Source organism: Rhodococcus sp. A14 (genome assembly GCF_011603105.1).
GTDB lineage: Bacteria > Actinomycetota > Actinomycetes > Mycobacteriales > Mycobacteriaceae > Rhodococcus_F > Rhodococcus_F opacus.
Window position 1 is genome coordinate 39,467 of sequence record NZ_JAAOQS010000020.1, and the last position, 23,190, is coordinate 62,656.

Sequence of the window (23,190 nt, forward strand, 5' to 3'; positions counted from 1 at the left end):
GATGGTCGGCGGACGGTCAGCTCGTCGCGCGCACTCACCCGACGGCGCTGTCGAGACCTGGGCGTACGACGGGGAGGGCAACCTCCTGGTCCACACGGACGCGGTCGGCGCCACCACCCTCTACGAGTACGGCGCGTTCGACCTCCTCGCCGCCCGCACCGATCCCGACGGCAGCACCACCACGTACGGCTGGGACACGGAGCGAAGACTGACCTCCGTCACCAATTCGCTGGGCGCCACGTGGTCCTACCGATACGATGAGGTCGGCCGGCTCGCCGAGGAAACCGATTTCATCGGCGCCACAACTACTTACACGTACGACACCGTGGGTCGCGTCGCATCGGTCACCCCCGCCACCGGCATCACCCGCTGGCACGCGTACGACATTCTCGGCAGCGTCACCGACGTTCGCGCCGACACCGGCGAACATCTCCACTACGAGCACGACCTCGCGGGACGCGTCACCACCGCCGTCTCCGGCACAGGCGACCGCGCGGTCCATTCCCTCACGTTCACGTACGGCCCGACCGGGCAGTTGGTCAGCGAGACGGTCGACGACAGCCCGGCGTTGCGGTTCGAATACGACGCGGTCGGTCGGCGCACCACGAGACACAGCCCCACCGGAAGCGATACGAGTTGGCAGTGGGATCCCACGGGGCATCTCCTCGGACTCACCACCGAAGGCCACCACCTGGCCTTCGGTCACGACGCCGTCGGCCGATTGACCGACTGTCGCGTCGGAGAACTCGTCGTGCGACGAAACCACACCCCGCGCGGCCAGCTCGCCAACCAGGACGTGATCGCCCATCCCGCATCGACCCTGAATCTCGGACTCGAGCCGAGCGTCCAGCCCCGGGCGCTGAGACAGGACAGTTACGCATACCGGCCGGACGGATACCTCGTCGACCACACCACCCAGCGGGACGCGTCCAGGTTGGTCCGACGCAGTTTCGACCTCGACCCGGCCGGTCGGATCACCGCTGTCGTACAAGACGGCCATACCACCGAGCAGTATCGCTACGATCCGCTCGGCAACATCACGGATTCCGGTTCGGATCGTCGCGAGTATCTCGGCAATCTGCTGGTCCGCGACGGCCGCACCCGATTCCACTACGACGCCGTGGGACGTCTGATCCGGAAGACCACCACCCGGCTGTCACATGCACCTGACGTGTGGCACTACCGCTACAACGCATTCGATCAGCTCACCGACGTCACCACCCCCGACGGCCGGCACTGGCAGTACACCTACGACGCCCTCAGCCGGCGCACCACCAAACAACGACTCGACCACGACGGCACCGTCGCCGACCTCATCCGATACACGTGGGACGGCACGCACCTGCTCGAGCAGAGCTCCGGCGACACCACCACCCGATGGAATTACCAGCACGGCAGCTACACCCCGCTCACCCAGGCCGTCAGCCGCACCTCCGACATCGACCGTCTGTCGGATCAGGGCACCGTCGACAGCGAGTTCTACGCCATCGTCACCGACCTCGTCGGAACACCCGTCGAACTCGTCGATCCCCGCACCGCCGACCGCGTCGCCGACGCCACCACCGACCTGTGGGGAAACACCATCTGGCACGGCGCCACCGACACACCCCTCCGCTTCCCCGGCCAATACCACGACCCGGAAACCGGACTCCACTACAACCTGCACCGGTACTACAACCCCGACACCGCCCGATACCTCACCCAGGACCCGCTCGGACTCGCCCCCTCACCCAACCCGAACACCTACCCTCACAACCCCACCGGATGGACCGACCCACTCGGCCTGGTGCCGGCGGCGTGTGATGGGACAAACGGGAAAGCGTTCGAACATGACTACGACTATCACCCAAGGATTCGAGCAAGAGGACTCGAGGATCCGACTGGGCACAACTTTCCGTACTCATTTGATGACGAGATACTGCGGCGGCAACCGATAGTTCAGAACGACGGTTCTCTGCTCTATCGCGCCGATGGTTTCCTCAATGGACAGCCGGGATATTATGAGATTGCTGCAAATACGGATCGAAATCTCATTTTTCACCGAACATGGAGGTCTGGGAGTTGAAGTATCTAAAGCTTTCGGCTGATTTTCTGGCTCTATCACTGGTCGACCAACAAGATGGTCCAACCAGCCCCTCAGAACTGGGACTGTCCACGGAATTGCAGAATATGCTCACCGATTGGAATTCCGATTACCAGACAATCATACCGTTGAGTATGTCGGTACGGTCGAGCGAGCAGTGGAACTCTATCATCTGTTCATTAGACACTCGGGGCCTCAATCTTGCGCAAATGATCGCCGATAAACTAGTTGATGATGCCAAGGTTGAATACTATAGCGAAGGCTTGCTGAAAAGAATCGATCACTGAGACGCCGTCGAAATTATCCCACGCTTGATCTTTTCGAATGCGTTCCGTGCCGAAACCGAGCAACGGCTCGGTGAACTACGGAGAACATTGCGAGATCGAAGCCGAGAGTGGTGGCGCAGGGCAGTTACTATCGATACTGCAACTCTGGTCGCAGTTGCAGATGAATATCGGGTCGGGAGATGCTTGAATTTTTCAAATTGAAGCCGGACAGGAATGGAATCCCGAATAGTGGACAAATTTGATGCCCTGATACCCAGCGAGATCCACAATCGAGAGGGGCTTATCGAGTTCATCGTCAACTCTCAGCTGAAGTGGCAAACAGTTCCGAAGAGTTCGAGAACCTCACCACTCATGACTATCTGTCAGCTGCGGCGGCATGGACGGAGGAAATGACGGCTACTTCGACAACCTTGGCCTACCTCTGCCGATAAATCCTAATTGGAGCTTCATCGCCACGATTCCGACTGCCGCACTTCGGTACGAATAGCGGAATCTCGTGCCAACCGGAGGGCACGTCGAGGTCAGTCACATCCGCGAACGTTTTAGCTATGTGCGTCCGCAATTGCGTGCGCAGATGACCAATTGGTGCGCGGGTGTGTAAGACTCGACATCCGTGTACCACCCATTCGAAATACCCGCTCCTGACGAACTGGCGAGATTTCATCAGATAGCGTCCCAGCCGTTGCCTGATATCCCGGGCGGCTATATCCTTCGCGCATCAACTGATCGCGGTGGAGATGTCGAACTCGTCGTCGACCCTCTGGGCCGGTCCATCAGGCTCAGGTTTTCGGTTCTCTCACATCTTGTCTTCGACCTTTTTCGCGAAGGCGCAACGCGACTCCGACTAGCCGAAACCTACGGTTCACTGGTCATTGCAATAGAATTCGAAGCGGGCGAAATTGCCGGGACCTTGTACATCAACGTCGGCGGCACGATTAACATTAAGGATTCGCTCTTGCTCCATTAGGGACACCACATGCCTCTCGAGACATCCGCACATGGTTTTGCTGTTTGCACCCGCGATTGCGTCCGCATTTGGCTAATCGGTGTGCCAATGTGCGACAGGAGGGCTTTCACTGACGCCGAGCGGCAATAGCTGAGCGAAGTCACCACATCCGCACACGTTTTGGTCAGCTTCACACGCAATTGCATGCGCGTTTGACCAATCGGTATGCAAACGCGAGGTCCCGCGGCCCCCTCACGCCTCCAGCAACCCCTTCAACCTCTGCAGGTCGGCGTTGACGGCCGCTGCGTCCTGCGCGAATTCGTCGGCGGTGACGCCGTCGCGTCGCCGGATGGTGAAGACGACTTCGCTGTGGTCGCCGTCGGGGATGACGCGCACGGGGTTGTAGACGGTGTCGCCGCTGGGGAGGGTGACGTCGTGGTCGAGGACGCCGTAGTCGTTGGCGGGTGCGAAGGTCACGGCGACCTGTCCCATCGGGGAGTCGGCGAGCCAGCGGTCGCCGTCCCGGGTGATGTTGGTGCTCAGGCCCGAAGCCCAGGCGGGGAGGTTGGCGGGGTCGCTCGCGTAGGCGTACACGGCGGCGGCGGTCCGAGCGATGAACACACTGACATGGGTTGATTCGGTGGTCATGACACCCAGCATCCCCGCTACACGGCACGGGTGATTGAAGAAATCGGACTCCGGTGCTCGATGTCCGAAACCTTCAATGCGGGTCCGCCTGAGATCGTTAGCGTTCTCGGTATGACCGCAACATTCAGTGCCATCGAACTGGTCGTCCACGACCTGCCCACGTCGCTCGCGTTCTATCGGCGGCTCGGACTCGACATTCCCGCCGACGCCGATCAGGCACCGCACGTCGAATTCGAGTTTCCCGGTGGGGTCCGCCTGCTGTGGGACACGGTCGAGACCATCCGCTCGTTCACACCCGACTGGACCGAACCGACCGGCGGGCATCGCATCGGACTCGCCTTCGACTGCGGAACGGCCGCCGACGTCGACACGCTCTTCGACGAGTTCACGGGCGGCGGCTACACCGGTCGGAAGAAGCCGTGGGATGCACCGTGGGGCCAGCGTTACGCCACCGTCGACGATCCCGACGGCAACCCCGTCGACCTGTTCGCCGCGCTCACACCGTGACCAGCTGACCGAACGTGCGGCCGGTCAACTCGTGCGCCTCGCGGATAAGGTGGGCCTGATCGGCGAACCCCGCCATGCCGGCGGCCTGAGCTGCGGGAATGGATGAATCCGCCAGCCCCAGTGCCGACTGCAACCGAAGGATCCGGGCCAGCATCTTCGGCCCGTAACCGAATTGCCGTCGGCACAGGCGGTGCAGTTGGCGCTCGCCGACACCGATCCGGTCCGCGACCTCACGGACGGACGTCTGCTGCTCCAGAAGTCGCGCGATCGCGGGGATCCTGCCGTCCGGCGGCGGCCCGAGGAGCCGGCGAGATCTCGCGAACTCCTCGAGCGCCCGGCCCGGATCGGCGTCGTCGGCGATCCTGCCCAGAAACTCCGTGGTGGCGCGGTCTGTCAGCACCTCGGCGAGCGGCACCCGCAGATTGGTCAGCTCCTCCGCCGGCGTCCCCAGGAGATCCGGCAGAGTGCCTGGGGAACAACGTAATCCGACGTAACGGTCGCCGTCGCGGCTCCGGGTGAGATACGGCCGGGAGTCGGGGCCGGCCACGACGACGTCACCGTTCATCCAGATGAGGTCCATACAGCCGTCGGGCAGGATGGCCGCGTCACCCCCGGCTGCGGTCTTCTGCCACACCACAGCGCCGGGGAACACCGACCGCCGCTCCGTGTACATGACCCCATGCTAGGCAGCTGCTATGACACTCTGCGTGGCGTCAGATCTCCGGCTCGCCGACATGCAGATCGGGCTCCCAGTCGTAGATGACGGCGGTCCGCAGCAGAATGTCCTGCAGTGACCGGCGGCGGCCGTCGACTGCCGCCCACAGCAATCCGAACCCGAACATCACGCACAGCACCGCCCGGAGAAGGGCCCGCAGCCAGCCGATCAGTTCACCGTTGCGGCTGACCACCCGCAGCCCCATCGTCACGGCACCGACGGTGCGGCCGCTCACCGACCAGCATGCCGTCAGGTACAGCACCGCCACGCCGATGAACAAGGTCGCGGAGAGCACGGCATTGGCATCGGGGAACGAGAACTCCTGCGGCGAGAACAGCAACCGCAGGAACAACACTCCGACATAGATGCCGCCCATCATGGCCAGGACGACCGCCAGGTCGATACCTGCGGCCAGTCCGCGGGTCACGATCCCGGCCGCACGATGCGCCGGCGTGCTCATGCATCGTCCGGTTCGTGCCCGCGCCCGAACCACTTGCCCACGAACCCGGCGACGGCGTCGTCGGCCTGCATGCCCTGGTTTCGCACGCCGCGGACCGCCTCGTTCGACATCGAGTCAGTCGACTCACGGATGATGCGCGGCAGGTCCACGCCCTCGATCACGGTGTCGGCCAGAACCACCAGGTCGACCCGCCCTATGACGGAGTCCACGTCGACGCGGTCGACGATCGCATCCACGTCGATCCGTGCGGCGACGGCGTCGATATCCACTCGATCGAGGATCTGCGGGATGTCCACCCGGGCGGCGATGGCATCAATGTCCACCCGGTCGATGATGCGCTGGATGTCGATGCCCTCGGCGACGACGTCCAGGTCGACGTGATCATGCACGATCGCGGTGAGGTCCACCTCCTGAAGAGCGACGTGCACGATTCTCCGGAGTACCGCGTGCAGCAACCGATCCGCGAGTTCGTCCGCGCTGCGGAGTGTCTGGGTGCCGCGTTCCTCGAGGGTGACCAGCAGCGGATCGACGCCCGGCAGGAGTCGCGCCGTGTCGACGCCGAATCCGATCACACGTTGCAACGCACCGCCGGCAGTCGCGGCGACGCCGGCCGCGAGGCGCAGCGGATCGGGGGCTTTCCTGCCGTCCATAGTCATAATCCAAGCCGGTCTGCGCCGGGGATGCAGGGGTTCCCGGAATCTGAGTCACCCGCGGGGTGCGCCGGGGCCGTGCACGATACGTGGGGCGGGCTGTCCGGACGCCGGCCGAGGGGCCCAGTCGGCGAGTTCGGCGATCAACTCGGCGATCCGATCCGAGCAGTGCGCGGGATCCGGTGCCGGTCCCAACCCGAGTCCCTCGACCACCAGCACGTTCCCCTGGGTGAGTCCGTGTACCCCGAGCGACCACCCGAAGTGGCGGTTCCAGGCCAGAACGGCCTTCCGGCCGCGGTAGTAGGGGATCTCGCAGGACAGGGTCACGACCGCGTCGAAAGCGGGGGTGCACCACCAGTCGACCGACAGGGCGCCCACCGTCGTCGCGACGGAACCGACGTACTCACCGACATTCGCCGAGCTGGTGGCCCGGACCTGGCTGATGCTCATACACAACCCACTCTCGATTTCGCAGAAACCCAGCGGAAGGAGCCGGACGGCAGGTTCACACTCGAGTCATTCGTCACGGACCGTCCAGAGGACGGGTTCAGGTCCGGAGGGGCCGGAGGTTCGCGACGAGGCTTCTACTCCATCGTCGGGCTGCGACGGGGCGCCCGGTAGCCACCCTGGGGTGGGGATACGCCACCCCGCTCCTTGCGGGGAAAACACAAAGGCCACGAACTCATGAGTTCGTGGCCTCGATGTCGCGATTCCGGAGAATCACTTGTGGTGGGCGAAGGGGGACTTGAACCCCCACGTCCCGAAGGACACTGGCACCTGAAGCCAGCGCGTCTGCCATTCCGCCACTCGCCCGAGCGACCCGGAAACATTAACACGAGGTCGCCAGAAATTACGATTCGTACAGGTCAGGACCCGAAAAGGCCACAAAAACACCCGTCCAGACAAAGACCGTTATCATGCAATGGCGTAGACCCGTGTCGTGGCCCGAGGCAATGACAGTACCGTGGGATACACGCACGGCAGTGCCGCGACACGGACATGTCCCGTCACAGCCACCGCGCACCGAGGACAGAAGGCCCGACAGCCAGGCACCGTGAGGAGGTTCCGATGGGGATAGTTCAACGTTTCGAGCGGAAGCTCCAGGGAGCCGTGGGTGACGCGTTCGCCCGGGTCTTCGGCGGCGGCGTGGTGCCACAGGAGGTGGAGGCCGCGCTTCAACAGGAAGCCTCCGACCGAATCCAGCAGTTGGACGGTGGGCACCTGCTCGCGCCGAACAGCTATGTCATCGCCATCAACAACTCGGACCACGAAGAACTTGCCGCCGACAGAGACTTGACGGTCAAGGCCTTCGCCCGACACCTCGAAGACTTCATTCGCGACCAGGGCTGGCAGACGTATGGTCCCATTCATGTCGCGTTCGAACCGTCGCCTTCACTGCACACCGGGCAGTTCCGCACCCGGGGTTCGGTGGATCCGGATGCCGGCCGCCCAGGGGCGGCCACGCCGGGGCGACCCGAACCGCCAGGCGGTCCCGCACCGCGACCACAGGCACCGTTTGTACCCGTCACGTCGAATCCAGGAGCTGGCCCCATGACGCAGAACTCAGGCTACGACCCCAGCCGCGAACCAGCGGGCAACCGCAATCCCGATCCCCAGTACGCGCGCAACGGTCATGCCCATGCAGGTCAGGACCAGCGGTACCCGCAGGGCTACCAGAACGGTTACGACCGCGGCAGCTACCAGCAGGGCGGCTACGACCAGCAGCAGTACCCCGACGACCAGCGCGGCGGGTACCCCCAGGATGCGGCGTACGGCCAGGCGTACGACCAGGGCGCGCAGGCTCCCGGCTACGACCAGCCCGCGGACGCAGGCTACGACTACCAGCAGGGCGGCTACCAGCAGGGCTACGACCCGCAGGCATACGACCAGCAGGCGGCTCCGGCCCGCTACCCGGACGGTTCCTACGCCGACGCCGGCTACCAGCAGCCGCAGGGCTACGACCAGGGTTACGACCGCGGCGGGTACCAGCAGGGCGGCTACGACCAGCAGGCGTACGACCAGCAGGGCTACGCCGACTACGACCAGGGTGGTTACGGCCAGCAGGCCTACGCGACCGACGGCCACACGTTCACGGCGACGCTGCAGCTCGAGGACGGCAGCGGACGCCACTTCCAGCTGCGTGAGGGCAACAACATCATCGGCCGCGGCCAGGAGGCACAGTTCCGCCTGCCCGACACCGGTGTGTCGCGCCGCCACATCGACATTCGCTGGGACGGACAGGTCGCGATGCTGTCCGACCTCGGCTCCACGAACGGAACCACCGTCAACGGTGCCCCCGTGCAGGATTGGCAGCTGGCCGACGGAGACATCATCCGGGCAGGTCATTCGGAGATCCTGGTCCGAATCCTCTGAGGCTCCACCGAATCAGGTCCCCCAGTAGACACCGCCGATACCCGATCCCGAACTCCCTCACCGAGACACAACCGAGACGGCTTCGATACTGGACCGACACCGCGTCGGAGCCCGTGTCGGACGTAACACGGTGGGGACTCCGTATCGTTGTGGGCTGTCCGTATCCTGATCGCAGGGTGCGGGTTGCCCCTATGATGCTGCCAGAAAAAGACGCTGGAACCTCGAACGTTCCGGCCACAGAAGGAGGTGGACTGCCGTGCAAGGTTTGATTCTGCAACTCACACGAGCAGGGTTCCTGCTCCTGCTGTGGCTGTTCGTCTGGACCGTTCTGCGGGCGTTGCGCGGCGACATCTACGCCGGCTCCGGCGTCCGTGTGCCGCCCCGATATTCGCGCAGCGGCAATGTGCTGCCGTCGCTGGGAAAGACCAAGACGGCCAAGTATCTGGTGGTGACGCAGGGCGGCCTCGCCGGCACGCGCATCACCCTCGGCACCCAGCCCGTCCTCATCGGCCGGGCCGACGACTCCACCCTCGTTCTCACCGATGACTACGCCTCCACCCGCCACGCTCGGCTCTCCCCGCGAGGCGCCGACTGGTACGTCGAAGACCTCGGCTCGACCAACGGCACGTATCTGGATCGCGCCAAGGTCACCACATCTGTCCGCGTGCCGCTCGGTACCCCCGTACGGGTCGGCAAAACGGTAATCGAGTTGCGCCCGTGACCCTCGTACTCCGCTATGCCGCCCGCAGCGACCGTGGCCTTGTCCGTTCCAACAACGAAGATTCCGTGTACGCCGGGGCCCGCCTGCTGGCGCTCGCGGACGGCATGGGCGGGCACGCGGCCGGTGAGGTCGCGTCGCAGTTGATGATCGCGGCCCTCGCGCATCTCGACGACGACGAGCCCGGCGAAGACCTTCTCGGCAAGCTCGAGGCCGCCACCCGGGAGGGCAACGACTCCATCGCCGACCACGTCGAGGAGGACCCCGAACTCGACGGCATGGGCACCACGCTCACCGCAATCCTGTTCTCCGGCAACAAGCTCGGGCTCGTCCACATCGGTGACTCCCGCGCCTACCTGCTCCGCGACGACTCCCTCGCGCAGATCACCCGGGACGACACGTTCGTGCAGTCCCTCGTCGACGAGGGACGGATCACCGCCGAGCAGGCTCACACCCACCCGCAGCGGTCGCTCATCATGCGCGCCCTCACCGGCAACGAGATCGAGCCGACGCTGACGGTCCGCGAGGCGCGTGCGGGCGACCGCTACCTGCTGTGCTCCGACGGACTGTCGGACGTGGTCAGCGACGAGACCATCGAGAACACGATGCGGGAGGGCTCGCAGGACGAGTGCGCCGACCGGCTCATCGAACTCGCCCTGCGCAGCGGCGGCCCGGACAACGTGACGGTCGTCGTCGCGGACGTCATCGACCTCGACTACGGGCAGAGCCACCCCATCGTCGCCGGTGCCGCCTCCGCCGACGACGAAGAGGACACCCCGCCGCCCAACACGGCCGCGGGGCGTGCCGCCGCGATGCGTCCGCCGCGGGCCACCCCGAAGCGGGTCGTCCCGCAGGTCGAGGAACCGCCGACGAAGAAGAAGCGTCACCGCATGTGGTGGGCTGCACTCGCGCTCGGTCTGATCGTCGTGGTCGCCGTCGCTGCCTTCGTGGGGCGGGCTCTGGTCCGCAACAACTACTACGTCGGCGCCGACGGCGAACGCGTCACCGTGCTGCGCGGAGTCCCCGGCTCGGTGCTGGGTTACTCGCTGCAGGAAGCGAATCTCGTCGGCTGTGTCAGCGATGCCGGCGACCTGACGTTGATGTCGCCGACCGAATCGCCGAACGGGTGCACCATCCTCGAGGTCGACGACCTCCAGCCGTCCGCCCGCGAGCAGGTGCGTGCCGGGCTGCCCTCGGGCAAGCTCGACGACGTCCGCAACCAGATGACGCGGCTCGCCCAGAACGATCTGCTTCCGGTCTGCGAGCCGGAGTCGTCCACCACCACGACGACGACGCCGGCACCGACGCCGGCACCCGTCCCGGAGACCACGCCGCCGCCCGCGCCTGCACCTGTTCCCCCGGCCGAGGTACCGCCCGCTCCGGGGCCGACCGCACCCCCGACTCCGACCGCCACCCCGGCGCCGACCGTGACCCAGGTTCCCGGTCAGAACTGCAGGACGGCTAGCTGATGTCGGTCGCAAGTGCATCACCGGGGGCGCAGTTTCCCAGTCCACCCGGCGGGTTCGCGCCAGCCCCCGTCCAGTCGACGCGTCGGGGCACCGAGCTGATCCTGATCGGTTTCGCGATCCTGATCACGACGATCTCGCTGGTGCTGGTCGAGGCCAGCCAGGAACAGAGCATCACCTGGGATCTCGCCAAGTACGCCGCCGCCTATTCGGCGCTGTTCCTGATCGCGCATCTCGCGGTGCGCCGGTTCGCTCCGTACGCCGACCCGCTGATCCTGCCGATCGTCGCGCTGCTCAACGGCCTCGGACTGGTGCTGATCCACCGACTCGACCTCGCCGACGCACAGTCCGCCGCCTACTTCGGGTTGCCCGTGCCGTCGCCGGACGCCAACCAGCAGGTGCTGTGGACGACGCTGGCCATCGCCGGTTTCGTGGCGGTGCTGGTGCTGCTCAAGGACTACCGCCTCCTGGCCCGCTACAGCTACACGCTGGGCCTCGCCGGACTGGTGTTCCTCGCCATCCCGGCGATCCTGCCGTCCAGCTTCTCCGAGGTGAACGGCGCGAAGATCTGGATCCGCCTCCCCGGCTTCAGCATTCAGCCCGGCGAGTTCGCGAAGATCCTTCTGATCATCTTCTTCGCGTCGGTGCTGGTCGCGAAGCGCGACCTGTTCACCACCGCAGGCAAGCACGTGTTCGGCATCGACCTCCCCCGCGCCCGCGACCTCGGACCCATCCTGCTCGCATGGATGGTGTCGGTGGGTGTGCTCGTGCTGGAGAAGGACCTCGGCACGTCGCTGCTGCTGTTCAGCACCGTGCTCGTGATGCTGTACATCGCCACCGAGCGCGTCGGATGGCTGCTGATCGGCGCCGGACTGCTCGGTATCGGCTTCTTCTTCGCCTACCAGCTGTTCGGCCACGTCCGGGTCCGCGTCAGCACCTGGCTCGACCCGCTGGCCGACTACAACAACACCGGCTACCAGATCTCGCAGTCGCTGTTCGGGCTCGCGACCGGTGGCGTCGCCGGAACGGGACTCGGCAGCGGACGGCCCGCCCAGGTGCCGTTCGCGAAGACCGACTTCATCGTCGCCACGATCGGTGAGGAGCTCGGTCTCATCGGTCTCGCCGCCGTCTTGATGCTGTTCCTGATCCTCGTCATCCGTGGTCTGCGCACCGCGCTGGCCGTCCGGGACAGCTTCGGCAAGCTGCTCGCGGCCGGTTTGTCGTTCACGATCGCGGTGCAGGTGTTCGTGGTGGTCGGCGGCGTCACCAAGCTGATCCCCCTCACCGGGCTGACCACGCCGTTCATGTCGTACGGTGGGTCGTCGCTGCTCGCCAACTATCTCCTCCTCGCGATCCTGATCAAGATCTCCGACGCCGCCCGTGAGCCGGCCGTCCCGAAGAAGAAGGGCCCCGCACCCATCGCCGACGCCCCGACCGAGATGGTGCCGCGCTCATGAACACACCTCTGCGTCGCGTCGCGATCGCCGTCATGGTGATGGTGGTCGCCCTCCTCGCCAACGCCACCTACGTCCAGGTCATCAAGGCGGACAACCTGCGGGCCGATCCGCGGAACTCGCGCGTGCTTCTCGACGAGTACTCGCGTCAGCGCGGCCAGATCTCGGCGGCCGGCCAGGTGCTCGCGGCGTCCGTCCCGACCGACGACCGCTACAAGTACCTGCGCACCTACCCGCCCAACCCGGCGGCACCGTCCAGCCCGCTGGCCAACGCACCGGTCACCGGGTTCTACTCGATGCAATACGGCAGCACCGGTCTCGAGCGGACCGAGGACCCGGTCCTCAACGGTTCCGACAACCGGCTGTTCGGACGACGCTTCTTCGACCTCGTGTCCGGGCGCGACCCCCGCGGCGGCAACGTGGTGACCACCATCAACCCGGTCATGCAGCAGGTTGCGTACGACGAGCTGACGGCTAAGGGCTACACCGGTTCGGTCGTGGCGATCGAGCCGAGCACCGGACGCATCCTCACGATGGTCAGCACCCCGAGCTACGACCCCAACTCGCTCGCCAGCCATGACGGCACCGAGACCACCGCGGCGTGGGAGGCCCTGAATGCCGACCCGGAGAAGCCGCTGATCAACCGTGCGGTGTCGCAGACGTACCCGCCCGGTTCCACGTTCAAGGTGGTGGTGACCGCCGCCGCGCTCGCCGCCGGAACCACCCCCGACACCCAGCTGACCGCGGCCCCGCAGATCACCCTTCCCGGCACCTCCACGACGCTCGAGAACTACAACGGCTCCACGTGTGGCGGTGCCCCCACCGCGTCGTTGCGTGAGGCGTTCGCGCGGTCGTGCAACACGGCGTTCGTCGAACTCGGAGTCAAGACCGGCACCGACGCCGTCAGCGACCAGTCCAGCGCGCTCGGCATCGGTGGGCAGATGCCCGGCGTCCCGTTCCCCGTCGCGGACAGCACGATCGGATCGATCCCCGACGACGCCGCACTCGGCCAGAGCAGCATCGGCCAGCGAGACGTCGCGCTCACTCCGCTGCAGAACGCGATGATCGCGGCTACCGTCGCCAACGGTGGCGTGCGGATGCAACCGCAGTTGGTATCCGAATTGCAGGGGCCGGACCTGTCCAACCTCGCGACCACCAACCCGGTCTCCGAAGGCCAGGCGATGTCGTCCCAGGTGGCGGCCACCCTGACCGACCTGATGATCGGTTCCGAGAACAACACCAGCGGCGAAGGCAAGATCCCGGGCGTCCAGATCGCGTCCAAGACGGGCACCGCCGAGCACGGGACCGACCCTCGGAACACCCCGCCCCACGCCTGGTACATCGGATTCGCACCCGCCCAGAACCCGACCGTCGCCATCGCGGTCATCGTCGAGGACGGCGGAGATCGTGCACTGGCCGCAACCGGCGGCTCGGTGGCTGCACCTATCGGCCGTGCCGTCATCGCAGCCGGACTACAAGGGGGCTGATTGTGGCACTGAACAACGGCGCGCTGATCGCCAATCGATACCGCCTGATCCGGCTCATCGCCACGGGCGGAATGGGACAGGTCTGGGAAGCGACGGACAACCGGCTCAACCGTCGTGTCGCGGTGAAGGTGCTGAAGTCCGAGTTCTCGTCCGACCCGGAGTTCGTCGAACGATTCCGCTTCGAGGCGCGCACCACCGCGCAGCTGAACCATTCCGGCATCGCCGGGATCTACGACTACGGCGAGGTCCGCGACGCCACCGGCGATTCCACCGCCTACCTGGTGATGGAACTCGTCAACGGTGAGCCGCTCAACGCCGTCCTCGCACGGGTGGGCCGTCTCGCGGTGCCGCACGCCCTGGACATGCTCGAGCAGACCGGCCGGGCGTTGCAGGTGGCGCACGACGCCGGTGTCGTGCACCGGGACGTGAAGCCGGGCAACATTCTGATCACCCCCACCGGCCAGGTGAAGATCACCGACTTCGGCATCGCGAAGGCCGTGGAGAACTCGCCGGTCACGCGTACCGGCATGGTGATGGGCACCGCGCAGTACATCGCCCCCGAGCAGGCGCTCGGGCAGGACGCGACCGCGGCGAGCGACGTGTACTCTCTCGGCATCGTCGGCTACGAGGCGCTGTCCGGACGTCGCCCGTTCGTCGGCGACGGCGCGATCACGGTCGCGATGAAGCACGTGCAGGAGGCACCGGCACCGTTGCCGAGCGACCTGCCGCCGAACATCCGCGAACTCATCGACATCACCATCGCGAAGGATCCGAGCACCCGCTACGCCAGTGGTGGAGAGTTCGCCGACGCGGTCGCGGCGGTCCGGGCAGGCAGGCGTCCCCCGCCGCCCGGCATGTCGGGTACCGGGGCGGCGCGGGTGCTGCCCCCGCCGATGACCGGCGCAACCCAGATGATGCCGCCCTCGCAGACCGCGTACGCGGGACCGGTCACGGGGCAGGTGCCGCCGGACGACTCGAACGGTGACGGCAAGAAGGGCGGGCTGACCAGCGGCCAGAAGGCCGTGGCCTGGGGTGCGGGTGGTCTGCTGGTGCTGGCGGCGATCATCGCGCTCGCGCTCGTCCTGTTCGACGGTGGTGACACGAAGGAACCGACGTCGCCGGCGATCACGTCGTCGCTGCGGACGATCACGACGACACCGCGGCCGACGACCACCACCACGACCGAGGAACCGACGACCACCACCGAGCCGCCGTATACGACGACCACCACCCAGCCGTTCACGACGACCACCACCCAGCCGACGACCACGACGACGACAGAGCCGACGACGACTACCACCACCACGACCACCACCGCACCCACGACGACGACCACGACGACCACGTCGGAGGAGTCAACTACTCCGACCCCACAAGGACTGCCATGACGACACCGCGCAACCTCTCCTCACGCTACGAGCTGGGTGAGATTCTCGGCTTCGGTGGCATGTCCGAGGTCCACCTCGCCCGCGACGTCCGGCTCAGCCGGGACGTCGCGATCAAGGTCCTGCGCGCCGACCTCGCCCGCGACCCCACGTTCTACCTCCGGTTCCGCCGGGAGGCGCAGAACGCCGCGGCGCTGAATCATCCGGCGATCGTGGCCGTCTACGACACCGGCGAGGCGGAAACCGACGCGGGACCGCTGCCGTACATCGTGATGGAGTACGTCGACGGTGACACGTTGCGGGACATCGTGCGCGGCGAGGGCCCGATGGCGCCCCGCCGCGCGATGGAGGTCATCTCTGACGTGTGCGCGGCGCTCGACTTCAGCCACCGCAACGGCATCGTCCACCGCGACGTGAAACCCGCCAACGTGATGATCAACCGGGCGGGCGCGGTGAAGGTGATGGACTTCGGCATCGCGCGAGCGATCTCCGACGCGTCCAGCCCCATGACGCAGACCGCTGCCGTCATCGGCACCGCCCAGTACCTGTCGCCCGAGCAGGCCCGCGGCGAGCAGGTCGACGCCCGCTCCGACGTGTACTCGCTCGGGTGCGTGCTGTTCGAGATCCTCACCGGAGAACCCCCCTTCAAGGGTGACTCCCCGGTCGCGGTCGCGTACCAGCACGTGCGGGAGGACCCACAGACCCCGTCCGTGGTCAACCCGGACATTCCGCGTGAGCTCGACTCGGTGATCCTCAAGGCGATGAGCAAGAACCCCGCCAACCGCTACCAGACCGCCGCGGACATGCGCAGCGACCTGGTCCGGGTACTCGGCGGGCAGCGCCCCAGCGCGCCGATGGTGATGAGCGACGAGGACCGCACCACGATCCTCGGTGCCGTCGACTCCGGCGCGGGGAACTACCGGCGCCCGCAGTCACCCACCCCGGCCACCGCGTCGAAGACGGACGGCGGCGAGCCCGACAAGAAGAAGAACCCGATGCGGGTGGCGTTGATGGCGCTGGGCGCCCTCATCGTCGTCGGCATCGTCGGCGCGTTCCTGTGGTCCGTGGGACCGGGTTCGAAGGCCGATCAGGTAACCATGCCGGACGTCACGAACCAGGCCGCGGACGACGCCGAGACGACACTGCAGAACCTCGGTTTCCGCGTCGCCCGGCAGCAGAAACCGGACGCCGTCGTGGCGACCGGCAACGTCATCACCACCCGGCCCGTCGGCGGGGTGCAGGTCGACGAGGGCAGCACGATCACCCTCGAGGTGTCGTCCGGACCCGAACAGGTGAAGGTCCCGCGGCTCGCCGGCCTCACCCAGCAGGAAGCGCAGCAGGAGCTGAACGCGGTGGGTCTGCGGCTCGACACCGCCGTCGCCCGCGCACCGTCCGACGTGTCCGACGTCGACAAGGTGATCGAGCAGAACCCGTCCTCCGGGGCGAGCATCTCCCTCGACTCCGAGGTCGCCGTCACGCTGGGCACCGGGCCGGAGCAGATCCGCATCCCCGACGTGACCGGCCAAAAGGTCGAGGTCGCGCAGGCCAACATCGAGGGTGCCGGATTCAAGGTGCAGATCCAGAACATCGATTCCGGTGTGCCGAAGGGCCAGGTCGTCTCCACCGACCCCGTCGGCGGCTCCACCGCAGCCAAGGGCGACACCATCCAGATCCGGGTGTCGAACGGCAACAATATCGAGATGCCGGACCTGACGGGCAAGACGGTGTCGCAGGCGCTCGCCGAGCTGCGCAGCGCCGGCTGGAGTGGGTCGTCGAGTTCGATCAATCAGACGCAGACGTCCACCCTGGACCCGGAGATGGTCGGCAAGATCATCAGCCAGGAACAGCCGCCGGGATCGGAGATCACCAAGAACGGTGTCGTCTCGGTCGGTGTCGGCGCGCTGGGCATCCCGCGGTAGGCGCCTCCGCCGCCTGTGCGCCTTTCTGGTTGCGGTAGCTACCACAAAGGCGCACGGGCGCTACGCGCCCAGCGCCTGCGCGACCTCGGTCTCGAGGGTGGCGACGAGGGATTCCTTCGGGGCTTCGCCGCAGACGGTGAGCCAATTTGCGAGCATGCGGTGCCCACCCTCGGTGAGCACGGACTCCGGGTGGAACTGGACGCCGTGGATCGGCAGTTCCCGGTGCCGCATCGCCATGACGATGCCGCTGTCGGTGTGGGCGGTGACCTCGAGTTCGTCCGGGATGGTGTCTTCCAGGACGGTCAGCGAGTGGTAGCGCGTGGCGGTGAACGGGTCGGGCAGACCCGCGAGAACACCCTCGCCGGTGTGGTGGACGACGCTGGTCTTGCCGTGCAGGAGTTCGGGTGCCCGGTCGACGGTCGCGCCGAACGCGGCCCCGATCGCCTGGTGCCCGAGGCACACCCCGAGAAGCGGTGTCTCGGCGGCGGCGCATGCCGTGACCAGGTCCATCGTCGCGCCTGCCCGCTGCGGTGTGCCGGGGCCGGGGCTCAGCAGAATGCCGTCGAACTCGGCCGCTGCCGCCGCGACGGCGTCGGGCCCGGTGAGGTTCGGATCGTCGTTGCGCCAGACCACGGCCCGTGTTCCCAGCTGTCCGAGGTACTGCACCAGGTTGAACACGAAGCTGTCGTAGTTGTCGACGACGAGAATCCTCATGGAAGCAGGGTATTCTGCCCGCCTCGTGCTCTGCACGGCCGGGGACCGTTCAGGTCAGTGCCCTGCGTAACCGGGCACGGTGAGTTGGCCGGACGCCGCCTCCGAATAGCCGAGGCCGAACCGCGACGCGTATTGCTTGAACACCCGGATTCCGGGTTCGTTCGCGAGCGCCGCCTCCAGTCGCGCGGGGTCCCCGATCGCCGACATCACGTACGGCGGGCTGTAGGTGCGGCCGTGCAGCAGCAGGGTGTTGCCGATGCAGCGCGGCGCCGACGTGTTCACGATCCGCTGGTCCTGCATGCTGATCGCCTCGGCGCCACCCACCCACAGCGCGTTCAGCACGCTCTGGACGTCCTGCTGGTGGACGACGAGATCGTCCGGGGACGCGTCGACGGGGTATTTGCCGTCCGCGTCGCGGGGGGCGTCGGTGAGGGTGACGGTGACGCCGGGACCGGTCATCGGCGTGAGTCCGGCATCCGTGGCGAGCGCCTTGGTGTCGGCGAGCGCCTGCGCGACACCGCTGTCGGAGGCGGCGGCGTCCTGCTGCAGCGACTCGACCTGCGCCGCCAGCCGGTCGCGGGTCTCGGCCACCTGGTCGGTCTCGGACTGCGCGTTCCGCACGAGGTCGGACAGCCGGGTGGAATCGCCGGCGCGGATCTCGTTGCCGTGCGACACCTGACGGGTGGTGGCCACCAGCAGGCCGGCCACGAGACACACCACCAGCACCGCGATCCGCCAGAAGATCGACCTGGTCACCGGTGTTTCCGTCCCCTCGTCCTCGCCGCGCGAATCGCGGCTACGTTAGCGTGTACACACGCAGGTATTTCCGAATCTACCTGCCCACATTCCCGTAGAGCCGCACGAACGAGGACGTCATGCCGAAGTCGAAGGTCCGAAAGAAGACCGATTACACGATCAACCCTGCGAGCCGCACCCCGGTAAAGGTGAAGGCCGGCCCCTCGAGCACCCTGTACGTCTCGGTGATGCTCGGGTTCATGCTGGTCGGGCTGGTGTGGCTGCTCGTCTACTACCTGGCCGCCGACCAGCTCGAGTGGATGAACAACCTCGGTGCCTACAACTTCCTCATCGGATTCGGCTTCATGGTGGTCGGTCTGATCATGACGATGCGCTGGCGTTGACGATCACAATTACACCGATGTCATTCATCCCCAATGTGGACAACCCCTGTGGATAGCCGCAGGTCGAGTGCTGATGTCTGCTGACGAGGCGCCGTTGGAGTGGTCGACGCCCCTCGGCGCGGTGATCGCGCTCGCTGCGGGCGGAGTCGCGTTGGGGGTCGCGGGACTTGCCGTGTCGACCGAGCCGGCGGGCCGTGTTCTCGTGTGCGTCGCCGCCCTCGGGCTGCTGCTGACCGCCGCGTCGGCGCTCCGGCAACGCCCCCGTCTCGCCGTCGACAAGGAGGGCGGCGGGATCGTGGTGAACCGGCTGAGAGGCCGCCACAGGTATGCCCGCTCGGAGATCGACCGCGCGCGACTCGTGCGCTACCCCCGGCTGGGTCGCCGGGTGCCGATGCTCGAGATCGACATCCGCACCGAGGACGGCACCGAACGCCTCCTGATCTTCGGCCGCTGGGATCTCGGCACCAATCCGGAGGACGTGTTCGACGCCCTCGCGGTGCATCGTCTGGTGGGCCGGGGTCAGTAGCCGAAGCTCGCGCGGAGCTGCAGGGTGCGGACCGCGATGACGGCCAGCGGCACCAGCACCACGACGCCGAGGCAGATCCAGCCGACGGTGATTGCCTTCTCCCGGTTGTTCCCGGCGCCCAGCAGCTGGGGTCCGTAGAGAATTCCCGCGGTGGCCGCGGCTCCGGCGACCAGGCCGCCGAGATGCCCCCACAGTGAGATGCCGGGGATCGTGATGCTGATGATCACGTTGACGGCGATCACCGAGATCACCGGTGCGGGGCTGCGTCGCAGCCGCAGGAGGATGACGGCCTGAGCGCCCATCAGTCCGAAGACGGCGCCCGACGCCCCCGCGGTGACCGCGCCGAGCTGGAACAGCATCACTGCGGCGGAACCGCCGAGCAGGGACACGAAGTACACGCAGGCGTAGCGGGCGCGGCCGAGGACCAGTTCGGTGTCGCGGCCGATCACCCACAGCGCGAACATGTTGACGGCCAGGTGAATGATGCCGAAGTGGAGGAATCCGCTGCCGAGCACGCGGACGATCTGCCCGTCCACGACAGCGGGTGGGAACAGCGCCCAGTCCGCGAAGAGCTTCGATCCCGCCTGGTTCTGCATGATGCTGCGGGACTGCGCCGCGGTGATCAGGAAGATGCCGACGTTCACGGCCATCAGGATGTACGTCACGAGCGGCACCGCACGCTGCGTGGTCACGGCGCCGGCGACGTTGCGAACCTGACGGACATCACGCTGCCCGGCGGCCACACAGTCGACACACTGGTAGCCGACGGCTGCTTCGCGCAGGCATTCGGGGCACGCGGGACGACCGCACCGATTGCACGACAGTGCAGTGGGCCGATCGGGGTGGCGGACGCACCGCGGCTGGGGCGGAGTGCCCTCGTTCGCGGCACCGCCCCAGCCGCGGTTGGTCATGTGCTGCGGTTCCCTACGCGATGGTGACGCTGTTGATCACGACCGGCTCGAGCGGACGGTCCGCGCGATCCGTCGCAGTGGTCGAGATGGCGTCGACGACCTTCTTCGACTCCTCGTCGACGACCTCACCGAAGATGGTGTGGCGACGGTTGAGGTGCGGGGTCGGGCCGGTGGTGATGAAGAACTGCGAACCGTTGGTTCCCGGGCCTGCATTCGCCATGGCCAGGATGTACGCGCGGTCGAACTGCAGTTCCGGGTGGAACTCGTCGCCGAACTTGTAGCCCGGGCCACCGGCGCCGGTACCCGTGGGGTCGCCGCCCTGGATCATGAATCCGTCGATGACGCGGTGGAAGACGGCGCCGTCGTAGAACGGTCCGGAGTCGGTGCCACCGGCGTTGGCGGTGCTGTAGTCCTTCGAACCGTTGGCCAGGCCGACGAAGTTCTCGACGGTCTTGGGCGCGTGGTTGCCGAACAGCGCGATCTTGATGTCGCCGCGGTTGGTGTGCAGCGTTGCGGTTGCGGTCTGATGAGGTGAAGTCACACCACCATGTTGCCATTGTGGGGTTCCGTGTGGTTCCGCCGCGGTGACTCGAGTCCTTCGGATCGGTTCGTGCTCCCGGTTCTTGTGACAAAGTGGGGACATGACACGAGCGACGGAGTCCCTCACGAATCTGCTTCCGACCGAACGCGCCGAGACCCTGCAGGAGCAGGTCTCCGAACGAGTCGAGACCGCTCTGGCCCACGTCGAGGATTCGGCTTCCCGCGTCAAGGAATCCGAGGCTGTCGATCAGGCGCGGCGCTACGCAAGCTCGGCGGCACTCGCCACGGCTCGCGGCGCCGGCCAGCTCAGTCTGTTCCTCGGCCGTCAGGGTGCCTCGCTGGCCAAGAAGGGCTACGAACGCGCCCGGACCGTGCCGGTGAAGAAGGTCGCCCAGGATGTCGTTCGTCCCCTGACCTCGGCCGCGGCGCCGGTCGAGGAGAAGAAGTCGCGGAAGGGCCGTCGCATCGCGATCATCGTCCTCGTGGGTGCCTCTGTGGCCGGGGGGGCGGTGTTCTTCAAGAGCCGCCGCCGCGAGCAGCCGCGGGTCGCGTCCGCTCCCCCGAACCTGCGCGACCTCGACAGCACGAACACGCAGGAGCCCACGCCGCCCACGGCGACGAAGCCCCTCACCGCAACCGACCCGTCACTCCCCGGCCAGTAGGGCGCGCGCTCGCTCGGTGTCGCCCGGCGCCAGCCGGGCGGCTGCAGGATCGGTCGGCACGGTCTCCGGCATCTGCGAATCCTTTCGTTTCACGGCTTGTACCAGGGGTATCCCGCAGGCAGATGCGCACCAGCGCGAGGATCCGTTCCGAGGAGCAGACATGCCCACCAGACGTATCGTCCACCGTATCGCCGCCGTCGCGTTTCCGATCGCCGCCACCGCGGCTGTGCTGACGGCCGGCCCTGCCGGCGCCGACCCGCCCCACCCGTTCGGCGGACCGGCTCTGACCATCGGATGCCCGAACCAGGGCAGCCTGATGTCGTTGACGGCGCTCACCGGACAGTCCGGGCCGGAGGCGTCGCCGCCCATCGCCGACGGCGACATCCGGTTCGAGTCACGCCCCGCCGCAGCACCGATTCCGGCAGCCGCGCAGGTCACCGTGGCCTGGGTCAACACCGACAGCGGACGGTCGGGGGTCGTGAACCTCGGCGGTGTCTACCCCTTCCTGTCCGCGACGGTGAACACCGGCGTCGGGAACGTGGTGGCGACGGCGTTCGGATCGATCAACTTCGGCAGTAGCCCGATCTGCCAGGCGAACCCGGCCATCGGCACGTTCATTGCCTGAGTTCGGCCGCGTTGCAGCCGAACCGGCGCCGATAGTCGGCCGGTGCGACGCCGACCACCCGGTTGAAGTGGTGACGTAGAAGCGCACCGGACCCGAATCCGCTGCGTCTCGAGATCGCCTCGAGACCGAGGTCGGTGCCCTCGAGTAGTTGCCGTGCGTAGAGGACCCGCTGCGTCGTCAGCCACTTCACGGGGGTGGTGCCCGTCTCGGCCGCGAACTTGCGTGCGAAGGTGCGCGTCGACATGGACGAGCGCGCCGCGAGCTCGTCGACCGTGTGGGGCAGCTCGAGATTCTCGCTCATCCACGCCATCGTCTCGCTCAGACTGTCCGACGTGCACGCGACCACCGGCTGTTCGATGAACTGCCGCTGTCCCCCGTCGCGTTGCGGCGGCACGACCATCCTCCGGGCGATCGTATTGGCGACGGTGGAACCGAGCTCCCGGCGGACCACGTGCAGGCAGGCGTCGATGCCTGCCGCGGTGCCCGCACTGGTGACGAGGTTGCCCTCGTCGACGAACAGGACGTCGGGGTCGACGGTTGCCGTCGGGAACCGGGTGGCCAGTTCGTCGACGTACTCCCAGTGGGTGGTGCACTTGCGTCCGGCCAGCAGTCCCGCCTCGCCGAGCAGGAATACACCCGAGCACAGGCTGAGGACGATGGCACCGGCATTCGCGGCCGCACGCACCGCGTCGAGCGCCTCCACCGGGAAGTCGGACTGCGCCCCCGGCGGCGGGACGACGACGAGATCCGCGTCGCGCAGGAAGTCCAGCCCGAAGTCGGCGGAGAGTGTCAGTCCCGGTGTGATCGACGCGAGCGGTTCGCCGGGACGGATCCCGCAGATCCGGAAGTCGAACGGCGGAACCCCGTGTTCGGTGCGGTCGATTCCGAACACTTCACAGACCACCCCGAACTCGAACATCGAGACACGGTCGAGGAGGAGCGTCGCGACCTTGGAGATCATGACCCCAGTCTAAT

The 23,190-nt window shown here is 66.8% G+C and carries 25 protein-coding genes and 1 tRNA gene; 15 read left to right on the forward strand and 11 right to left on the reverse strand.

The genetic code is table 11. The features are described from left to right. The first annotated feature begins 1 nt into the window (after position 1). The 3 genes from G9373_RS46395 to G9373_RS13555 all read left to right on the forward strand — a co-directional run bounded on the left by G9373_RS46395 (position 2) and on the right by G9373_RS13555 (position 3,337). Positions 2–2,065 carry an RHS repeat-associated core domain-containing protein gene (locus G9373_RS46395; RefSeq protein ID WP_240960485.1) on the forward strand — a complete coding sequence of 688 codons (2,064 nt, stop codon included), beginning with the start codon at positions 2–4 and terminating at the stop codon, positions 2,063–2,065. Further along, positions 2,047–2,370: a hypothetical protein gene (locus tag G9373_RS13550; RefSeq protein WP_167115464.1), complete on the forward strand. Its 324-nt coding sequence runs from the start codon at positions 2,047–2,049 to the stop codon at positions 2,368–2,370. The genes G9373_RS46395 and G9373_RS13550 overlap by 19 nt, the downstream gene beginning before the upstream one ends. A 613-nt stretch (positions 2,371–2,983) precedes the next feature. After that, positions 2,984–3,337 carry a hypothetical protein gene (locus G9373_RS13555; protein ID WP_005565372.1) on the forward strand — a complete coding sequence of 118 codons (354 nt, stop codon included), beginning with the start codon at positions 2,984–2,986 and terminating at the stop codon, positions 3,335–3,337. A gap of 231 nt (positions 3,338–3,568) precedes the next feature. Here G9373_RS13555 and G9373_RS13560 read toward each other — a convergent pair whose 3' ends face one another. Beyond that, positions 3,569–3,964 carry an SRPBCC family protein gene (locus G9373_RS13560; protein ID WP_183102216.1) on the reverse strand — a complete coding sequence of 132 codons (396 nt, stop codon included), beginning with the start codon at positions 3,962–3,964 and terminating at the stop codon, positions 3,569–3,571. Positions 3,965–4,075: 111 nt separating this feature from the next. Between G9373_RS13560 and G9373_RS13565 the strand changes: the two genes are divergently transcribed. Beyond that, complete coding sequence (locus G9373_RS13565) at positions 4,076–4,471, forward strand: VOC family protein (protein ID WP_206032133.1); 396 nt, start codon at positions 4,076–4,078, stop codon at positions 4,469–4,471. On the opposite strand, the gene G9373_RS13570 is transcribed toward G9373_RS13565, so the two are convergent. The 5 genes from G9373_RS13570 to G9373_RS13590 form a co-directional block, all read right to left on the reverse strand. Continuing rightward, positions 4,461–5,144, reverse strand: a complete 684-nt coding sequence (locus G9373_RS13570; RefSeq protein ID WP_054247677.1) for a helix-turn-helix domain-containing protein — start codon at positions 5,142–5,144, stop codon at positions 4,461–4,463. The two genes, G9373_RS13565 and G9373_RS13570, sit on opposite strands and share 11 nt — an antisense overlap. A 40-nt stretch (positions 5,145–5,184) precedes the next feature. After that, on the reverse strand, positions 5,185–5,646 hold the full coding sequence (locus G9373_RS13575; RefSeq protein WP_005565380.1) for an RDD family protein: 462 nt from the start codon (positions 5,644–5,646) through the stop codon (positions 5,185–5,187). Beyond that, positions 5,643–6,296, reverse strand: coding sequence for a hypothetical protein (locus G9373_RS13580; RefSeq protein ID WP_005565381.1), 654 nt, complete (start codon positions 6,294–6,296; stop codon positions 5,643–5,645). The genes G9373_RS13575 and G9373_RS13580 overlap by 4 nt, the downstream gene beginning before the upstream one ends. 54 nt (positions 6,297–6,350) lie before the next feature. Then, positions 6,351–6,746, reverse strand: coding sequence for a DUF6292 family protein (locus G9373_RS13585; protein WP_054247679.1), 396 nt, complete (start codon positions 6,744–6,746; stop codon positions 6,351–6,353). Positions 6,747–7,023: 277 nt separating this feature from the next. Next, positions 7,024–7,109, reverse strand: a tRNA-Leu gene (locus G9373_RS13590). Between the two features lie 255 nt (positions 7,110–7,364). Here G9373_RS13590 and G9373_RS13595 point away from each other — a divergent pair. The 7 genes from G9373_RS13595 to pknB all read left to right on the forward strand — a co-directional run bounded on the left by G9373_RS13595 (position 7,365) and on the right by pknB (position 17,098). Beyond that, positions 7,365–8,669 (forward strand): DUF3662 and FHA domain-containing protein, encoded by a 1,305-nt coding sequence (locus tag G9373_RS13595; RefSeq protein WP_005263441.1) that lies wholly within the window; start codon positions 7,365–7,367, stop codon positions 8,667–8,669. A gap of 256 nt (positions 8,670–8,925) precedes the next feature. After that, positions 8,926–9,390, forward strand: coding sequence for an FHA domain-containing protein (locus G9373_RS13600; protein ID WP_005249074.1), 465 nt, complete (start codon positions 8,926–8,928; stop codon positions 9,388–9,390). Next, the gene (locus G9373_RS13605; RefSeq protein WP_167115468.1) at positions 9,387–10,856 is read left to right on the forward strand and encodes a PP2C family serine/threonine-protein phosphatase; all 1,470 of its coding nucleotides are present in this window, start codon (positions 9,387–9,389) and stop codon (positions 10,854–10,856) included. Before G9373_RS13600 ends, G9373_RS13605 begins: the two co-directional genes overlap by 4 nt. Then, complete coding sequence (locus tag G9373_RS13610; RefSeq protein ID WP_005249076.1) at positions 10,856–12,310, forward strand: FtsW/RodA/SpoVE family cell cycle protein; 1,455 nt, start codon at positions 10,856–10,858, stop codon at positions 12,308–12,310. The genes G9373_RS13605 and G9373_RS13610 overlap by 1 nt, the downstream gene beginning before the upstream one ends. Continuing rightward, positions 12,307–13,794, forward strand: a complete 1,488-nt coding sequence (locus G9373_RS13615; protein ID WP_005263445.1) for a penicillin-binding protein 2 — start codon at positions 12,307–12,309, stop codon at positions 13,792–13,794. Before G9373_RS13610 ends, G9373_RS13615 begins: the two co-directional genes overlap by 4 nt. Before the next feature lie 2 nt (positions 13,795–13,796). Beyond that, positions 13,797–15,182 carry a protein kinase gene (locus tag G9373_RS13620; protein WP_005561059.1) on the forward strand — a complete coding sequence of 462 codons (1,386 nt, stop codon included), beginning with the start codon at positions 13,797–13,799 and terminating at the stop codon, positions 15,180–15,182. Further along, entirely contained in the window at positions 15,179–17,098 is a 1,920-nt protein-coding gene (gene pknB, locus G9373_RS13625) for a Stk1 family PASTA domain-containing Ser/Thr kinase (protein WP_005263449.1), read from the forward strand. The genes G9373_RS13620 and pknB overlap by 4 nt, the downstream gene beginning before the upstream one ends. A gap of 60 nt (positions 17,099–17,158) precedes the next feature. Here pknB and G9373_RS13630 read toward each other — a convergent pair whose 3' ends face one another. Together G9373_RS13630 and G9373_RS13635 are read right to left on the reverse strand one after the other, a co-directional pair. Further along, complete coding sequence (locus tag G9373_RS13630; protein WP_005263451.1) at positions 17,159–17,812, reverse strand: aminodeoxychorismate/anthranilate synthase component II; 654 nt, start codon at positions 17,810–17,812, stop codon at positions 17,159–17,161. 54 nt (positions 17,813–17,866) lie between these two features. Then, positions 17,867–18,568: a DUF881 domain-containing protein gene (locus tag G9373_RS13635; protein ID WP_005263454.1), complete on the reverse strand. Its 702-nt coding sequence runs from the start codon at positions 18,566–18,568 to the stop codon at positions 17,867–17,869. Between the two features lie 119 nt (positions 18,569–18,687). Here G9373_RS13635 and crgA point away from each other — a divergent pair, with 119 nt between their 5' ends. After that, positions 18,688–18,951 (forward strand): cell division protein CrgA, encoded by a 264-nt coding sequence (gene crgA, locus G9373_RS13640; protein ID WP_005249082.1) that lies wholly within the window; start codon positions 18,688–18,690, stop codon positions 18,949–18,951. Between the two features lie 67 nt (positions 18,952–19,018). Continuing rightward, positions 19,019–19,477 (forward strand): PH domain-containing protein, encoded by a 459-nt coding sequence (locus G9373_RS13645; protein WP_005263458.1) that lies wholly within the window; start codon positions 19,019–19,021, stop codon positions 19,475–19,477. Here G9373_RS13645 and G9373_RS13650 read toward each other — a convergent pair. Then, on the reverse strand, positions 19,471–20,388 hold the full coding sequence (locus G9373_RS13650) for a rhomboid family intramembrane serine protease (RefSeq protein WP_167115471.1): 918 nt from the start codon (positions 20,386–20,388) through the stop codon (positions 19,471–19,473). The two genes, G9373_RS13645 and G9373_RS13650, sit on opposite strands and share 7 nt — an antisense overlap. Before the next feature lie 13 nt (positions 20,389–20,401). Beyond that, positions 20,402–20,929 carry a peptidylprolyl isomerase gene (locus G9373_RS13655; RefSeq protein ID WP_005263459.1) on the reverse strand — a complete coding sequence of 176 codons (528 nt, stop codon included), beginning with the start codon at positions 20,927–20,929 and terminating at the stop codon, positions 20,402–20,404. 100 nt (positions 20,930–21,029) lie between these two features. On the opposite strand from G9373_RS13655, the gene G9373_RS13660 reads away from it, so the two are divergent. Together G9373_RS13660 and G9373_RS13665 are read left to right on the forward strand one after the other, a co-directional pair. Next, complete coding sequence (locus G9373_RS13660) at positions 21,030–21,590, forward strand: hypothetical protein (RefSeq protein ID WP_005561066.1); 561 nt, start codon at positions 21,030–21,032, stop codon at positions 21,588–21,590. 160 nt (positions 21,591–21,750) lie between these two features. Then, positions 21,751–22,215: a hypothetical protein gene (locus tag G9373_RS13665; RefSeq protein ID WP_167115474.1), complete on the forward strand. Its 465-nt coding sequence runs from the start codon at positions 21,751–21,753 to the stop codon at positions 22,213–22,215. On the opposite strand, the gene G9373_RS13670 is transcribed toward G9373_RS13665, so the two are convergent. Then, positions 22,205–23,176 (reverse strand): helix-turn-helix domain-containing protein, encoded by a 972-nt coding sequence (locus G9373_RS13670; protein ID WP_054247683.1) that lies wholly within the window; start codon positions 23,174–23,176, stop codon positions 22,205–22,207. The genes G9373_RS13665 and G9373_RS13670 overlap by 11 nt on opposite strands. Between the last annotated feature and the right edge of the window lie 14 nt (positions 23,177–23,190).

Excerpts from the sequence above, each read along its gene's own strand:
- G9373_RS13560 (WP_183102216.1), bottom strand. The coding sequence starts at position 3,964 with ATGACCACCGAATCAACCCATGTCAGTGTGTTCATCGCTCGGACCGCC.
- G9373_RS13575 (WP_005565380.1), bottom strand. The coding sequence starts at position 5,646 with ATGAGCACGCCGGCGCATCGTGCGGCCGGGATCGTGACCCGCGGACTG.
- G9373_RS13670 (WP_054247683.1), bottom strand. The coding sequence starts at position 23,176 with ATGATCTCCAAGGTCGCGACGCTCCTCCTCGACCGTGTCTCGATGTTC.
- G9373_RS13550 (WP_167115464.1), top strand. The coding sequence starts at position 2,047 with ATGGAGGTCTGGGAGTTGAAGTATCTAAAGCTTTCGGCTGATTTTCTG.
- G9373_RS13580 (WP_005565381.1), bottom strand. The coding sequence starts at position 6,296 with ATGGACGGCAGGAAAGCCCCCGATCCGCTGCGCCTCGCGGCCGGCGTC.
- pknB (WP_005263449.1), top strand. The coding sequence starts at position 15,179 with ATGACGACACCGCGCAACCTCTCCTCACGCTACGAGCTGGGTGAGATT.
- G9373_RS13565 (WP_206032133.1), top strand. The coding sequence starts at position 4,076 with ATGACCGCAACATTCAGTGCCATCGAACTGGTCGTCCACGACCTGCCC.
- G9373_RS13585 (WP_054247679.1), bottom strand. The coding sequence starts at position 6,746 with ATGAGCATCAGCCAGGTCCGGGCCACCAGCTCGGCGAATGTCGGTGAG.
- G9373_RS13610 (WP_005249076.1), top strand. The coding sequence starts at position 10,856 with ATGTCGGTCGCAAGTGCATCACCGGGGGCGCAGTTTCCCAGTCCACCC.
- G9373_RS13630 (WP_005263451.1), bottom strand. The coding sequence starts at position 17,812 with ATGAGGATTCTCGTCGTCGACAACTACGACAGCTTCGTGTTCAACCTG.
- G9373_RS13615 (WP_005263445.1), top strand. The coding sequence starts at position 12,307 with ATGAACACACCTCTGCGTCGCGTCGCGATCGCCGTCATGGTGATGGTG.
- crgA (WP_005249082.1), top strand. The coding sequence starts at position 18,688 with ATGCCGAAGTCGAAGGTCCGAAAGAAGACCGATTACACGATCAACCCT.
- G9373_RS13595 (WP_005263441.1), top strand. The coding sequence starts at position 7,365 with ATGGGGATAGTTCAACGTTTCGAGCGGAAGCTCCAGGGAGCCGTGGGT.
- G9373_RS13665 (WP_167115474.1), top strand. The coding sequence starts at position 21,751 with ATGCCCACCAGACGTATCGTCCACCGTATCGCCGCCGTCGCGTTTCCG.
- G9373_RS13570 (WP_054247677.1), bottom strand. The coding sequence starts at position 5,144 with ATGTACACGGAGCGGCGGTCGGTGTTCCCCGGCGCTGTGGTGTGGCAG.
- G9373_RS13660 (WP_005561066.1), top strand. The coding sequence starts at position 21,030 with ATGACACGAGCGACGGAGTCCCTCACGAATCTGCTTCCGACCGAACGC.
- G9373_RS46395 (WP_240960485.1), top strand. The coding sequence starts at position 2 with ATGGTCGGCGGACGGTCAGCTCGTCGCGCGCACTCACCCGACGGCGCT.
- G9373_RS13650 (WP_167115471.1), bottom strand. The coding sequence starts at position 20,388 with ATGACCAACCGCGGCTGGGGCGGTGCCGCGAACGAGGGCACTCCGCCC.